The 16,937-nt window shown below is 47.2% G+C and carries 4 protein-coding genes; all 4 read left to right on the top strand.

The features are described from left to right. The coding region (locus F3I09_RS10210) for a non-ribosomal peptide synthetase (RefSeq protein WP_149694929.1) at positions 1–4,765 on the top strand (4,765 nt) is incomplete at its 5' end. Beyond that, entirely contained in the window at positions 4,762–8,124 is a 3,363-nt protein-coding gene (locus F3I09_RS10205; protein ID WP_149694928.1) for a non-ribosomal peptide synthetase, read from the top strand. The genes F3I09_RS10210 and F3I09_RS10205, both read left to right, overlap by 4 nt. Continuing rightward, the gene (locus F3I09_RS10200) at positions 8,121–16,250 is read left to right on the top strand and encodes an amino acid adenylation domain-containing protein (protein ID WP_149694927.1); all 8,130 of its coding nucleotides are present in this window, start codon (positions 8,121–8,123) and stop codon (positions 16,248–16,250) included. The genes F3I09_RS10205 and F3I09_RS10200 overlap by 4 nt, the downstream gene beginning before the upstream one ends. A 21-nt stretch (positions 16,251–16,271) precedes the next feature. After that, the gene (locus F3I09_RS10195; protein ID WP_149694926.1) at positions 16,272–16,934 is read left to right on the top strand and encodes a methyltransferase domain-containing protein; all 663 of its coding nucleotides are present in this window, start codon (positions 16,272–16,274) and stop codon (positions 16,932–16,934) included. The last annotated feature ends 3 nt before the right edge of the window (positions 16,935–16,937 follow it).

The following is a 16,937-nucleotide window of genomic DNA, read 5'->3' as shown; positions in this document are numbered from 1 at the left end:
AACACTAAGCTATGCTGCATTGGAATCAGCTTCTAACCGGTTGGCACATTACCTGCGTTTGACATGTGGTGTGGGCGCTGGTAGTGTAGTGGGAGTACTGGCAGGCCGTTCAGCATCCACAGTCATAGCATTGCTGGGTATATTGAAGTCAGGGGCTGCTTATCTGCCGATAGATACTGATTATCCTGTTGAACGCATGCGTTATATGTTGGAAGATAGTGGCGCTGTGTTGTTGTTGAGTGATAAAGTAATGCCTGAGTTGAATTGTCGTCAGGAATTACTGTCAACCGATTTGTCAGCGTATGCTGAAAGTTATCCCACCTGGGATATTAGTGGCAATGATACCGCGTATGTGATTTATACGTCAGGTTCTACTGGTCAGCCGAAGGGTGTTCAGATCAGTCATGACTCACTGACAGATTATGTAGAGACTTTCAGTGAATATTTTAGCGTAAGCAGTTCAGATGTGGTACTGCATCAATCCTCCTTATCGTTTGATACAGCTGTGGAGGAGTTATATCCAGTGCTGATGGCAGGGGGTGAGTTGGTGATAGCCCCAGAGGGAGGTAAGGCAGTATCAGCTTTATGTGATCTAATCCATCGTCATGGAGTGACGCTATTAAGTACAACGCCACTGGTAATAGGAGAGATCAATCATGCAGGATATGATATATCCAGTCTAAAGACATTGATCAGCGGAGGTGATGAATTGAGACCTGGTCAAATAGATAAGTTACCGTTGTCGTTGAATATTTACAATACCTATGGTCCTTCGGAGAGTACCGTATGTGCAAGCTATCATAAAATAGAAGATCGTTCAAAGGCAGGATTGCTGGGTCGTCCGATCCGTAATCGTGCTGTATATATACTGGATGGTCAGGGCCGGTTACAGCCAGCGGGAGTGAGAGGAGAGATTGTTCTTGGGGGAACAGGCATCAGCAAGGGATATCTGCATCGGGAAGCATTGAACAGCGAAAGATTTATACCGAATGAGTATGGTGCTGGGATGTTATACCGTACCGGAGACCAGGGCTGGTGGACAACTGATGGAGAACTTGTATTTGGCGGTCGTGTTGACACGCAGTTGAAGTTGCGTGGCTATCGCATAGAACCAGGAGAGATAGAACAAGTGTTGCAGGGATATGCGGGAATAGAAAGTAGTGTAGTTGTACCGTTGGAGATAGGCGGAGTATTACAGTTGGTGGGTTACTATAGTGGTCAGGCAATTAGCCCCGACGTATTAAGGTCTTATTTATTGTCATTGTTACCATGGTACATGGTACCTGCTCACCTGATATGTTTAGAGCAGCTGCCTCGTACGGTGAATGGTAAGATAGACCGTGAAAGATTACCGTTGCCTAAAGTGAGGGAGATGGCGTTACCTGAAGGAGGGTATGAAGCCTTACTTGCAACTATCTGGGGAGAGGAATTGGGGATATCGGTTATTCATCGTGGGGATAACTTCTTTGCTTTGGGGGGGCATTCACTGTCAGCGGTAAGAGTCTTATCCCGTGTCTATGAGCAGACAGGCGTTCGCCTTGAGTTACGTGATCTGTTCCTTCATCCGGAATTACATGCCCAGGCATCATTACTGGAGCAGCGTGAACAAACAGGATATCAACCGATACCGGTGGCCCCGCAACAGGAATACTATGCCTTATCGCATGCGCAGCAGCGTTTATGGGTATTGGACCAGTTTAAGGAAGTAGCAGTAGCTTACAATATACAGCTGTGTTACCGGCTGAAAGGCAGCATTGATATCCCCTTGCTGGAAGCTGCATTCAGGTATGTGATTAAGCGTCATGAAAGCCTTCAGACGAGGTTTGTCAGTCAGCATGGCAATCCCTTTCAGCAGGTTACTGATATGCCATTTGTGCTGGCATATGATGATCTGTCGGCTGTTGCAGACAAAGAACAGCTGGTATTAAAAGCTGCAGAAGAAGCAGTGATTACGAGTTTCAATCTGGAAGAAGGACCACTGGTACGTGCATGTATCTGGCAATTGGAAGCTGAAGAGTATGTATTTGTGCTGGTACTGCACCACATTATTGCAGATGAGTGGTCTATGGGAATATTGATGGAAGAGTTGTTGACCGTGTATAATGCCTACCGGGAGGGTAATCAGCCTGGGTTAAATAATCTTACTATACAGTACAAAGATTATAGTGCCTGGCAGCAAACGGTGTTGCAGGAAGAAAGAGCTGCTGCCGCCAGGAAGTACTGGACAGCGCTCCTTTGTGAGCCCCTGCCGTTGTTGTCTATGCCGACAGACCGCCAACGGGAACCTGTCATGACCTATAGTGGTGAGCGTATTGATTTTGTTATTCCTGCTTCGGCATTTAAAGCGTTACAACATTTATTGAAGGAAGAAAACAGCAGCCTGTTCATGGGTTTGTTGTCTCTGGTATATGTGCTCTTATATCGTTATTCAGGGCAAAAAGATATTATAGTAGGAACACCGGTAGCCGGACGGGATCATCCTGCTTTAAAAGACCAGATCGGCTTTTACGTCAATCTGCTGGCTTTACGTATGCAACTGGATACGGCTGTTAGTTTTACCGGTTTGTTGAGTAAAGTGAAAGCATTGTTGCTGGATGCGTATACCCATCAGGAATATCCTTTTGACGGCTTACTGAAGGAACTATCCCTGAAGAGGGACCTTAGCCATTCTCCATTATTTGATGTAATGATAGCATTGCATGATGGTAGGAAGTCAGTAGGGCTGAAAGATATCAGTGCAACCGAAATAAAGCTGGAAACTGGTTTTAGCAAGTTTGACCTGACCTTTTTGTTCACTGAAACAGACGATGCGTTGGGGCTTACATTGGAGTATAATACCGCCTTATTTGATAAGGAACGGATGCAACGACTGGGGAATCATTTCATACAACTGGCGGCAGCATTCGCAGTAGATCCGGATTGTACGATCAGGGCGGTGGAAATACTGTCAGATGAAGAGAAACATCAATTACTGGAAACCTTCAACGCGCCGGTAGTACAGCCATCTGAAGAAACGCTGGTGAGCCGGTTTGAAGCACAAGTGCGGCGTACGCCACAACAGATTGCCTATCTGGATGAGAATACACAGATAGACTACAAAACATTGTCCAATCGTTCGGCGCAATTGGCCCGGTACCTCGTAGCTACCTGTGGAGTAAGAGCAGAGGAACCGGTAGCGCTGATCATGAACAGAAGTGAATGGTTAATTACCGGGATGTTGGGTGTGTTAAAAGCAGGAGCTGCATACTTACCGGTCGACGCTAGTCTGCCTCCGGAAAGGATCAGGTATATGCTTGCGGATGCAGGTGTTAAAGTGGCGTTATCTGCTATACCATTCAGTTGCGAAGATGTAACAGTATTGCCTGCAAATGTATATTGGGAAGAGCTCAGACAAGATTGGGATATTATTATACCTGAGGCCAATGACCTTGCGTACGTTATTTATACCTCCGGATCTTCGGGTAAGCCTAAGGGTGTAATGGTTTCTCATGCCAGCATTGTACAATTATGCGACTGGCATACAACGGCCTTCCAGGTGAATACAAATAGCAGGGCTACCTTATTTGCCGGTGTTAGTTTTGATGCTTCCGGTTGGGAAATATGGCCTTACCTGTTGAGCGGAGCGACATTATACAGGATACCCGAAGCCGCCAGAGCGGATATGGAATTGCTTGGCAGCTTCCTGGCGACGAATGATATTTCCCACTGTTTCCTGCCAACAGCAGTTTGCAGAACACTGCTGAACAGCGGTGTGGCGGTAGGCACTGAGCTAACATTGCTGACAGGAGGTGAAGCGCTGGGGCATGTACCCACACCTGTATGCAAATTGTATAATAACTATGGTCCTACCGAATCGACAGTGGTAACTACCTCTTTCCGGGTTACAGATGGAACGAAAGGCGCTGTACCTATTGGAAGGCCGATTGCAGGAAGAAAGGTGTACATATTGGACGAGACCATGCGTTTGCAGCCAGTGGGAGTGAATGGCAGGTTATATATAGCAGGTGAGGGGCTTGCGCTTGGTTACCTGGGATTGCCAACCCTAACGGCAGAGCGGTTCATAACTAATCCTTTCCATAAAGGAGTGATGTATGACAGTGGAGATACGGGAAGATGGCTGGCTGATGGGAATATTGAATTTACCGGTCGTTCGGATGAACAGGTGAAGATCAGGGGGAACCGTGTAGAGCCGGCAGAAATTGCTCATCAACTGATGCAGCACGAGTGCATAGAACAGGCAGTCGTATGCGCATTCGGTAATGCTGATGATGTGTTGCTGGCTGCATATTACATAGGAGGTGATGATGTTAGTCCTCAGATATTAAGAGCCTATTTACAGTATCACCTGCCGGAGTACATGATACCTGCCTATTTCATCAGGGTATCTTCTATACCTCTCACCGTGAATGGAAAAACAGACAGGGATGCCTTACCTGCTCCCGTTCCTGTTACTACAGACTTTACCGCGCCCAGGAATGAAACAGAAGAAAAACTGGCTGCCATATGGCAGGATATACTGGGTGTTTCAAGGGTAGGTATAGACGATAATTTCTTCCTGTTGGGAGGACAATCATTGAAGGCAATACAGGTAGTATCAAGAATACATAAAGAGTTTTCAATAAAACTGGAATTAAGCAGTTTATTCCAGCACCCCATACTCTCAGATTTTCATGATGAAATAGCCGTGTTGATATGGGCTAAGAGCACGCAAACCGATATAACCACAATTACGAATCCCACAAAAATTGACGAGATAGTATTATGAGCATAAGCTTATTGTTAGCCAGGTTGAAGCAATTGCAGGTAAGCCTTCAGTTGAAAGATGGTCAGCTGAGTATTAGTGCTCCTGAGGGGGTACTTACGCCTGAACTTATCCAGGAACTGAAGAAAGAGAAACCTGCCATCACATCGTTCCTGCGCAATCTGCAGGGAGGAAACTACCGGAAGATCAAACCAGTGCCACAGCAGGAGCACTACCAGGTTTCCCATGCACAGCGCAGGTTGTGGCTGATGGATCAGTTTGGAGATACCACCGCCGTATATAACATACCCATGATCTGCAACATTCGTGGTAACCTCGACATTGGAGCGATGGAAAAGGCATTTCAGACGGTGGTACAGCGCCATGAAAGTTTAAGAACAGTATTTCTGCTGTCGGATGGTGAACCCCGTCAGAAAATACTACCTGCTTCAACCGCGGGTTGTCAACTGATATACGAGGATCTTCAGGCGTTGCCTGACCCCTCAAAAGCTGCCTGGGAAAAGATACAGCATGTTATATCCACGCCTTTTAATCTGCAGCAGGGGCCATTGCTGAGAGTATGCCTGCTGAGGGTAGCTCCGCAGGTATCTTTGTTTGCTTTCTGTATTCACCATATAGTAGCAGATGAATGGTCTATGCAATTGCTGGTGAAAGAGATACTGTCGCTGTATGATGCCTATTCCCAGGGCGTGAGCGTAGAACCTGCTGTACTGGAGATCCAGTATAAAGATTATGCCATCTGGCAATTGGAATCATTAAGCGAGAGTAATGGACAGGAGCAGCGCAACTACTGGCTGGAGCATTTGAAAGGCCCCTTGCCGGTACTTGAACTACCGTCAGATCAGCCTCGTCCGCCAGTGCAGACCTACAACGGAGAGCGTGTAGTGGCCATGATCCCGGCAGAAAAACAACAATTGTTTGCCCACCTCGTACAGCAACGTACAGCCTCTGTTTTCATGGGATTGGTGGCTATCGTAAAGACTTTACTATATCGTTATACAGGTCAGGAAGAACTTATTGTGGGAACGCCGGTGGCAGGCAGGGAGCATCCTGATCTGGAAGACCAGATAGGCTTTTATGTGAATACATTAGTATTACGTACCCGCCTAGATGGAAAGAAAGGATTTAATGATCTGCTGGATAGCGTGAAGGATATGGCTTTGAAGGCCTATGCTAATCAACATTATCCTTTCAACCTGCTTGTGGAAGAACTGGGTATGAAAAGGGATATCAGCCGCTCTCCCATATTTGATGTCATGGTAGTATTACAGGACGCCAACGAAAGTATTCCATTGAAACTTCCTGGGGTAGACGTACAGGAACTGGACATTCCTCTCTCCGGAAGCAAATTTGATCTGACATTCTACTTCAAGCAGAAGCCCGAAGGCTTACAGATAGAGCTTGAATACAACAAAGATATTTTCAGCCGTATCAGGATAGAACGTATGGCTGCACATCTGGAAGGTTTGTTGGTGAGTGTAGCGGATTCGCCGGATGTGGCTATCAGTGAACTGAAGTATATCAATCCGGTCGAGGAGCAACTGATACTGGAACAGTTCAATGATACGTCAGTTGCATTCCCGCCATTTATTCCGGTACCGGAACTGATCGCAAAGCAGGCAGCATCACATCCGGAGAGGACGGCCATTATTGCCGGAGGAAGCCAGTTAAGTTATGGCGAGCTGGAAAGAAAGGCAACGCTGTTGGCTGCTTATCTGCAGCAACAAAGAAAGCCTGGTGATCAGGCCCCTGTGGGCATATTGCTGGAGCGTACTGAGTGGTTATCCGTTGCTATACTGGGCGTATTGCAATCTGGTGTTGCCTATCTGCCGGTAGACTATAACGCGCCGGCAGAACGTATCCGTCAGGTACTGCACGCCAGCGGAGCCAGCCTCGTATTGACCAGTGAAGGATTGCAGGAACTCTTATCTGACTATGATGGGCAGGCAGTAATTGTCAACGACGAGACGATATACAGTAATACAGCAAAGCTGCAGTTATCTGTAATAGCCCCTGATAACCTGGCATACGTAATATATACTTCAGGATCTACAGGGCAACCGAAAGGCGTAATGATTAATCATGCTGCTCTTTACAACCTGATGCAGGCCATGAGTCGCGAAACAGGCATCAGTGCTGCGGATAAATGGCTGGCGGTTACAACGGCATCATTTGACATGTCTGTAGTGGAGTTGTTGCTGCCATTAGTGAACGGAAGCCAGCTGGTAATAGCTACAAGTGAAGAAGTGTATTCGACAGACGCATTACAGGCGCTTTTAAACGATGGTATTACGATGATGCAGGCAACACCCGGTATGTGGCATTTGCTCACGGAAAGTGGGTGGAAAGGCCATGCAGGATTGAAGATCATCACCGGAGGAGAGGCCCTGGGTATTTCATTGGCACAACGTTTACTGGACCGTTGTAATACGCTGTGGAATATGTATGGTCCGACAGAAACTACCGTTTATGCTACCTGGCATAAAGTACGGCAGCCTGCGGATGCACTACTGATTGGCCGGTGTATTTCCAATATGAAGGCCTACGTGCTGGATGTCAACCGGCAATTACTACCGGTTGGTGTGCCCGGAAGATTATTTGTCAGCGGTGCAGGACTGTCTGACGGTTACCTGGGGCAACCGGAACTGACTGCCGGCAGGTTTATAGATAATCCATTCCGGCAGGGAGAACTGATGTATGACACAGGTGATATCTGCAGCTGGACAGCCGAAGGATATCTCAGGTATTATGGCCGTGGGGATCATCAGTTGAAGATACGCGGATACAGGATAGAACCGGGAGAGATAGAACATATACTGCTGCAGTATGCAGGTGTTAATCATGCTATCGTATGTGCCTTTGAACGGGAGAACGAGAGATATCTCGCCGCTTATTATACCAGTCAGGAGAATATATCCGAAGAAACGATACAGCTACATTTACGCCACTATCTGCCGGATTATATGGTGCCCGCCTATATTCTTCGCCTGGAGGAATTTCCGCTGACTCCAAACGGAAAAGTAGATCGTAGTCTGCTGCCTGAGCCAGAGCGTAAACAGGTACAGTATGTGGCTCCCAGAAATAAGACAGAGCAATTGCTGGCGACTATCTGGGAGGAAGTACTTGGTGTGGAACGTGTGGGTATTACAGACAACTTCTTTGCATTGGGCGGACATTCCCTGAAAGCCATACTTGTATTGTCCAGGATTCAGAAAGAACTGTCACTGAAACTGGAACTGCGCGACCTGTTTATGTTACCTACCCTGGCAGATCTTTATGCTGAAATAGAGATTATGGAATGGGCCAGGGATAGTCAATATGAAAAATTGAGCACCAATAAAACCGATGAGATCATTTTATGAGCATCCAGCGTTTACTTTCCCGGTTAAAGGAACTATCCGTTCAACTCAGGCTGAAAGATGATAAGCTCAGTATTACTGCGCCTGATGGCGTACTGACTGCAGATCTGATTGCCGAGATCCGGTCGAATAAAGAGTTGATAACAGGTTTTCTGAAAAATATTGAATATGCTGCCTTTCAGAAGATCCCAAAGGTAGTGGAAAGCCCCTATTATGAATTGTCGCCTGCGCAAAAGAGAATGTGGCTGTTGGAACAGAAAGGACAGGGACAGCTGACCTACAACATGTTCAACGTGTATACCCTGGAAGGCCCGCTGAACAAGGCGGCCTTGTCCAGGGCTTTCGGGGCATTGGTTGAGCGCCATGAGAGTCTGCGTACTGTGTTTGTAGTGGATGGTCTGCCGAAATTACGTATCATACCTTTCAGTGAATTTGGTTTCGAAGTAGGGTGGTGCCAGCCGGAAGATGCGGAGGCTTATGTGCAAACTGTTGCCAATACCCCTTTTGATCTGCTGACAGGACCGCTATTTAAAGTAAATGTGCTCGAGACAGGTGTACAACAGTTCATGTTGTTGTTGTCTATGCATCATATTATTTCTGATGAATGGTCTATGCAGGTAATGCTACAGGAATTACTACTCCTGTATAATGCTTTTGACGCGAATACGAAACCCGACTTATCACCTCTTCCTATCCAGTTTAAAGATTATGCAGCCTGGCAGTTGCAACATTTGCAGGGAGAAAAGATAAATGCACATCGTGATTACTGGCTGGACCATCTTAGCGGTAAATTGCCGGTACTGCAATTGCCCCTGGATAAACCAAGAGCAGATGTGCTGACCTACCAGGGTGCACAGTACAATTTTACATTTAGTGATAATGCCGGGCCACAATTACAGGAGTATGTGCAGTCGAAAGGCGCAACGCTTTTTATGGGACTGCTGGCATTGGTAAAAGTGTTGCTGTATCGCTATACGGCAGCAGAGGATATTATTATCGGTACTTCAATAGCAGGGCGTGAGCATCCCGACCTGGAAGGAGTGATTGGCAACTTTCTGAATGCACTGGCATTAAGAACGAGCGTGGATGGCACCGCTGGATTTGATCAGCTGCTGGAAAAAGTAAAGGAGACTGCATTGAATGGGTTGGGTCATGGGATGTACCCTTTTGACCAGCTGGTGGAGGACCTTGGTATTGCACCAGAGCCTAACAGGCATCTCTTATTTGATGTGGTGGTGATTATGCAAAGCGAACAGCAACGGCAGCGTGCTTTCCCTGCCATGAATGGCATTACTATAGACACCAGGGCGGTAGATCTGAATATCAGCAAGGGCGATCTGCGTTTCCAGTTTGCTTATGAAAATGGTATACTGGAAGGTGGAATTGAATACAATACAGATTTGTTCAATGCTTCGAGAATAGATGTGATAGCAGCAGACCTTGATCGTCTGCTGTCTTCCATTCTTGCTGATCCCCTGCTATCCTTACAGCAGCATGTTTACCATGACAAAACCATACCGCAGGGAGCAGTAGATTTTGACAAGGTGATTGCGGCTCCGGTATACCCGGCATTACATACCGTACTTAGTGAGACAGCACACAGGTTTGCTGCGAATATTGCTATATCCTCAGGTAAAGAGCAACTGACCTACAAAACATTGGATGAGAGAAGCCGGCGTCTGGCGCAGTTGCTGGTGTTGCTGGGTGTTACTTCAGAGACCCGTGTAGGTGTATTCCAACCTTCCGGAACAAGGCAGGTAATTTCTCTGCTTGCCTGCCTGCACAGCGGGGGCGTATATATGCCGCTGGATATATATCAACCTTTAAGCAGGAGTCTGCAGATTCTGAAAGAGCAATCCCCACAGGTACTTATTACAGGAATGGAAGACCTGGAACAGGTAAAAACAATCAGTCAGCAACTGGATACTAAAGTGCCTTACCTGTTGGGAGTGCCTGGTTTGACAGCAACTTTGCTGGAAGGTTTGGAGCTGGATGATATTTCGTTGATAGATAATTCTGCAGAACAGCTACAACTGTATGTTTATAATGAGACTGGTTATGTATTGAGTGGAATTGGATTGCCCGTACTAAGCGGGGAAATCATCCCCCAATATGCAGGCACTTATATCTTCTTTACCTCCGGATCAACAGGAACGCCTAAAGGAATTAAAGGAGATCTTCAAAGTCTCGCACATTATGTACACTGGCATAGGGAAACCTACCAGGTGGAAAGTAAGGACAGGATAAGCCAACTGGCGCCTGCTACATTTGATGCCTCCCTGAAAGACATACTGGTAGCTTTAACAAGCGGTGCCACACTTTGCATCCCTGAGCCGGAAGAGCGTTTTCAGATGGCTTTACTGGTAAAGTGGCTGGCGACTGCTAATATTACAATTCTGCAGACAGTGCCTTCCCTGTTCAGGCTGATCACTAAAGAACTGGCATCTGCCAACAGCCGTTTGCAGTCGCTCCGTTTAGTAGTACTGGCGGGAGAAAGACTGTACGGCCGGGATATTCAGCAGTGGCTGGCAATCAATGGCAATGATGCATTGATAGTGAATATGTATGGTCTTACGGAAACAACGGTACTGAAAAGCTATTACCCGCTGACACAATGGGAAGGCGCCGCAGGCGATATCGTACCTGTGGGGCAGCCTATCGCTAATACCAGCATAGCTGTTATCAGGAATAACGTACTATGTGTAGCCGGCGAGATAGGAGATGTGTATATCAAAAGCCCATTTGTAAGTCTTGGATATACAGATCCGGCGCTTACCGAAAAATTATTCGTAAAGAACCCATTGGTGAATGACCGTGTGGAATATGTATGCCGGACAGGTGATATTGGTCGCTACCGCGAAGATGGTATGCTGGAATTACTGGGACGTAACGATGACCAGATCAAGCTTCACGGGGTGAGGGTGGAACCTGGTGCGGTAAGCAGCAGCATACTGCAACTTGAAGGTATTACACAAACAGAGCTGATCGTACAGCAGGCAGAAGATGGAGGACAGGTACTGGTTTGTTATTATACCGGTCAGCAATGGAAGAGCGAAGCGCTGCGGCAGGAACTGGAACAGTTGCTGCCAGCAAGCCATCTGCCGGCTTACTATCTGTGGATGGATGCATTTCCGCTGAATATTAATGGCAAGGTGGACCGTAAAAAATTACCGCAGCCGGAAGCACTGTTATCCGGCGACAAATACAAGGCGCCTTTGCCGGGAATAGAGCAGGATATCAGCCTGCTGTGGAAGCGCCTGCTTGGCATAGAACGTATTGGACGTGAGGAATCATTTTTCGTGACAGGAGGTTCTTCGCTAAAAGCTATACAGCTTATTTCCCTGATCTTTAAAGAGAAAGAGGTTCATCTCACCATTAAGGAAATTTTTGACCATCCTACCATTGCGGCGCAGGCCATCCTGGTGGGTAAAGCTCAGAAGGCATTATACCAGACTATTACCCCTGTACAGGCACAGGAGTATTATGATCTGTCACATGCTCAAAAGAGGATCTGGATAGCTGCACAACAGGAAAACGTCTCATTATCGTTCAATGGACTGGAAATATACCGCCTGCAGGGTATACTTGATACAGCTGCGTTAATAGCAGCATTCAAGACCTTGCTGCAACGGCATGAAAGCCTGCGCACCACATTCGTACTGGTAGACGGAGCGCCTAAGCAGCGTATACGTACCGTAGAAGAAAGTGGTTTTGATGTAAAATATACGGAGCTTGATGCCGTTCCGCAGGAAATGATCAATGCCATAGCCAGAACGCCTTATAACCTGGAGGAAGGCCCACTCCTGAGAGTTCAGCTGGTGAAGACAGACGAACAGTCACACACGTTGTTGTTCGGCATTCATCATATTATTTCTGATGAATGGTCTATGCAACTAATGTTGAGGGAACTGCTGGCGCATTATAATGCCTATATTAATAAACACGACATTTCACTGTCTCCCTTAAAAATACAGTATCGCGATTATGCTGCCTGGCATAGCAGGCAGCTTTCAGGTACCGCGGTTCAAACGCTGCAGCAATACTGGTTACGGACTTTGGAAGGCCCCTTACCACGATTGATACTTCCCATGGATCGTCCACGGCCGGAAACCCGGACTTATGACGGCGCCCAGCATAGTTTCAGTATTAGCACAGCCAATGCCCGCGCATTTATTGCTTATCTTGAAAGAGAAGGTACTACTCCCTTTATGGGACTGCTTGCGCTGGTAAAAGCTTTACTGTTCAGGTACACGGCAGAAGAAGATATCATTATCGGTACGCCGGTAGCAGGGCGCGATCATCCGGACCTCGAAGACCAGATTGGTTATTATCTCAATACCCTGGCCTTACGCACGCAGGTATCCGGCAATATCCATTTCGGAGAACTGTTACAACGGGTAAAGAAAACCGCCTTGTCTGCTTTTGATCATCAGCTATATCCTTTTGATGCTTTGGTGGAAGACCTGGGTGCAGGAACTGACCAGAGCAGGAGCCCCTTGTTCGATGTGGTAGTCGTATTGCAGAATATCAGGGTATACGATGGTCCGGATGCGGAATTGCAAGGTCTGAGTGTTGAAAGGGAACGGGTAGACGTGAAGACGAGTAAGGGAGATCTGCGTTTTCAGTTTGCGCTTGATAATGGCTTACTGGAAGGCAGTATTGAATATAATACAGCATTGTTCGATGAGAAACGGGTGGCTGATATGGCCGGCGACCTGGATCGATTGCTTGCCTCAATAATTGCGACTCCCGGTTTGCCAATAAAGCAGCATGTATATCATAATCACCTGGTACCCGCTGCTGCTGCAGATTTTGATAAAGTAATACCGGTACAGGAGTTGCCGGCCATACACACTGTGTTCTCCGCAATCGCCGCACAATATCCGGCAAAACATGCTATTGAAACTCCATTGGAGAGCATCACCTATGCCAGTCTGGAAGCAGACAGTAATCGTCTAAAGCAGGCATTGCATGTATTGGGTATAGGGCCGGGAGATACGGTAGGCGTATTATTACCTGCCGGCATACGGCTGGTCACCGCATTGCTCAGTTGTCTGAAAGCCGGCGTTATATATATGCCGCTGGATGTTGATCAACCTGTGGGAAGACTGAAAACTATACTGGAGACACAGCATCCGGGTATACTGATCGCTGGTTCAGAGCATATTGAGAAATTGTCTGACATGGGTATTGCTGTGCCTTACCTGTTGGGAGTACCATCTTCTATGGGTTCTCTTGTCAGGGGATTGGAGTTGGATGATATCTCTGCTATTGCAGTGGCGTCACAGGACCTGCAGTTGCTGAAACTTGAAGGGGAGGATTATAAGGAAGCTAACATTCCTGCAAGGCATGATAGTCCGGTACCAGTTACCGGCAATAATGCAGCCTACATTTTCTATACGTCCGGATCAACAGGTAGCCCTAAAGGTATTATCGGCAAGAGCCGGAGTCTTGCCCATTATATACACTGGCACAGGGAGCACTACGCCGTTAATGCTGCTGACCGTATCAGTCAGCTGGCTCCTGTTACATTCGACGCTTCATTAAAAGATATACTGGTGGCATTAACAGCCGGAGCCACACTCTGTATGCCTGCACCGGAAGATCGCTACAGGCCGCATCAGTTGGGACGGTGGCTGTCAGATACAGGTGTTACTATCCTGCAAACAGTACCTTCTTTATTCAGACTTATTACGAAAAGTCTCTTACAGGAACAGCGGAATATACCCTCCCTGAGGCAGATTGTGCTCGCCGGGGAAAAGCTGTATGGACGTGATATCAGCCAGTGGCGAAAGGTCAATACCAATGCCCGTATCGCTAATATGTATGGCCTGACCGAAACAACTATTCTGAAATGTTATTATGAGGTCTCTGATGGGGAATATGAAGCAGGGGCGGTGATCCCCGTGGGCACCCCGATCAGCCATACCAGCGTTGCCGTGATCAGCAATGATGTTTTATGTGTGGAAGGTGAGATCGGAGAAGTGTATATTAAAAGCCCGTACATGACGCAGGGCTATACAGACACTTCTTTGACCACGCAACTCTTTGTACAGAATCCATTGGTGAAGGATAGGGAGGAACTTGTTTGTCACACAGGTGACCTCGGGCGTTTCCTGAAGGATGGTACACTGGAATTGTTGGGACGCCGTGATGAGCAGATCAAATTACACGGTGTACGGATAGAACTCGCAGGTATTCGTAGCAGCTTGCTTAGACTGAGTGGTATTATACAGGTAGAACTGATACTGCATGAACAGGAAGATGAGCAGACCCTGTTATGTTACTATAGCGGTCTGCATTGGGACAGTGAGGAACTGCGGCAGGAGCTGGCCAATGAGTTACCAGCCAGTCATCTGCCAGGATACTATATATGGATGGAAAGCTTCCCGCTCAACCTTAACGGGAAGGTGGACCGAAAGAAATTACCTCGGCCGGAAGACATCATAGACGGAGAGCAGTACGAAGCTCCGCTGCATGGCACAGAACAAATACTCCTCGGTATATGGCAGCGCTTGTTGGGGGTATCCCGTATTGGACGAAACACCTCTTTCTTTGTAGCAGGAGGATCTTCGCTGAAAGCGATACAGCTTATCTCACGTATTTATAAGGAACTGGATGTGCAGCTGACTATCGGTGATGCATTTAATCACCCGACCATTGCCGCACAGGCAACATTACTGGACAATGCAAAGAAGGCAACTTATCAGGAGATCAGAAAATCTCAGGAAAGCGCCTTTTATCCCCTTTCTCATGCGCAGCGAAGGTTATGGGTGGTTTGTCAGCGTTTGAGCGAAATACAGCCTTTTAATGGCCTTGAAGTGTATTATCTGGAAGGTGACCTACAGCCGCAGGTATTATCAACGGCACTCGGGCTTCTGCTGGAGAGGCATGAAAGTCTGAGAACGGTGTTCGTACTGGCAGATGGCGAACCGCAGCAACGTGTTTGCCCGGCGGATAGCATAGGATTCAGCATGATCTACGAAGATTTGTCTGTCGATTCCGCCCGGCAGGAGAAGATCGAACAGCGCAAACAGGAGATTGCAGGCACGCCTTATGAACTGGATAAGGGACCATTGTTAAGGATACAGCTGTTACAAACAGGACCAACGTCGTACACCCTGCTCTTTGGCATCCACCATATCATCTCCGATGAATGGTCTATGCAGATTATGCTGAAGGAACTACTATTATTATACAACGCAGCATTGAAAGGAGCAACTGCGGCGCTTCCCCCATTAAGAATACAGTACAGGGATTATGCACGCTGGCAAATGGAGTCGTTGAACGACAGTCTGTTCAAAGAGCACAGGGAATACTGGCTGTCAAGGCTGGGAGGAGAACTGCCTCGTTTATCCCTGACTTCCGGTTCTCAGCGACCAGCCGTCCAAACATATAATGGCAGGCATTTCCATTTCAGTATAGACGCATCTCTTGCTGGTGGATTCCGGCAATTGCTTACCAACAGTAACTGCACTTTGTTCATGGGACTGGTGGCACTGGTGAAGACTTTATTATACCGTTACACCGGACAGGAAGATATCATCATTGGCACCCCCGTAGCAGGCAGGGAGCATGCGGACCTGGAGAATCAGGTAGGATACTATCTCAACACGATTGCACTGCGCACAAAGTTAACAGGAGAAGAAACCTTCAGTAGTTACCTTGAACAGGTGAAGCAGGTTGCCCTGGAAGGATATGCGCACCAGGAATATCCCTTTGATCACCTGGTGGAGGAACTGGGCGCAGGTACGGATATATCCCGTAACCCCGTTTTTGATGTTACGGTGATCTTACAGAACATACAACTGAACAAGGGACAGGATACTACTATGGAGGGAGTGACCGTTTATGCGGAATTACCCGAACTGCATATCAGCAAAGGAGATCTCCGTTTCCAGTTTATAGAGAGTGAAGGCAGTATAGCCGGTAATATTGAGTATAATACCGATTTGTTTGATGCTCCGCGTATAGAACAGATGTTCCTGGATCTGAAAGCATTGTTAACCAGTGTTGTTGCTGACCCCGGAATATTACTTCGCAGGATCAGTTATATGGAAGGTACACAGGCCGCCCGTATTGAAAAGCAGCAAATTCATTTCATGTCTGATATTGATGAATCTTATTAACAACCCACTAAAGAAACCCTGATGATCGAAGCTTTAATCCCGGAGAAATACATGGTTGAATGGAGCGGATGGCCGCTCACAGACAACCGGTTTGGTGAAGAATTTGACCGGGACGCCCGGATAAGAATGGTAATGGGCGGCAGGAGACTGATCCCCTATTTGCTGAAGAACAGGAAATACCTGAAAGGTGATCTCCTGGAAATAGGCCCGTTTTTCACTCCGCTGCTATACTCCCCTGAACTAAGGGAGGTACTGCCTCCGTCAGCCAGTATCACTTTCCTGGAGAATGACAGCGATGCGCTGCAATGGCTGCAGCATCAGGGTCGTTGCCGCTTGCTCAATCTTGATATGAACGCAGCTTCTTTTGCCCGGGATCTGCAACAGCAGTTAGCTGGTGAAGTATTCGATAACATCATTATTTCCCAGGTATTGAACTATGTTGACTATAAAAACCTGCTTACAGAATTGTTTGTACTGGTCAGGCCCGGTGGGCATCTCTTTATCAATAATGTTTGTGACTATGGCCTGCCTGTACTTTTTTCAGGAAAGCGGCCTTCAGATAATGAATCTGTGATAGCGGCATCGCTTGCCGCAGGATTCAGCATAAAAGAACAACGTGTTATCCCGAAATATTTCAGAAAGGAGCCGGCTGACAGGCTGATACTCATTCTACAGCGTCCCTGAAAT

Origin of the sequence: Chitinophaga sp. CF418 (assembly GCF_900142925.1) — a bacterium.
In the GTDB taxonomy this organism is placed as follows: domain Bacteria; phylum Bacteroidota; class Bacteroidia; order Chitinophagales; family Chitinophagaceae; genus Chitinophaga.
The sequence above is the reverse complement of the archived record's forward strand: the minus strand, read 5'-3'. Positions and strand labels throughout refer to the sequence as shown.

Coding starts and splice junctions, on each gene's coding strand:
- F3I09_RS10205 (WP_149694928.1), top strand. CDS start 4,762: ATGAGCATAAGCTTATTGTTAGCCAGGTTGAAGCAATTGCAGGTAAGC.
- F3I09_RS10200 (WP_149694927.1), top strand. CDS start 8,121: ATGAGCATCCAGCGTTTACTTTCCCGGTTAAAGGAACTATCCGTTCAA.
- F3I09_RS10195 (WP_149694926.1), top strand. CDS start 16,272: ATGATCGAAGCTTTAATCCCGGAGAAATACATGGTTGAATGGAGCGGA.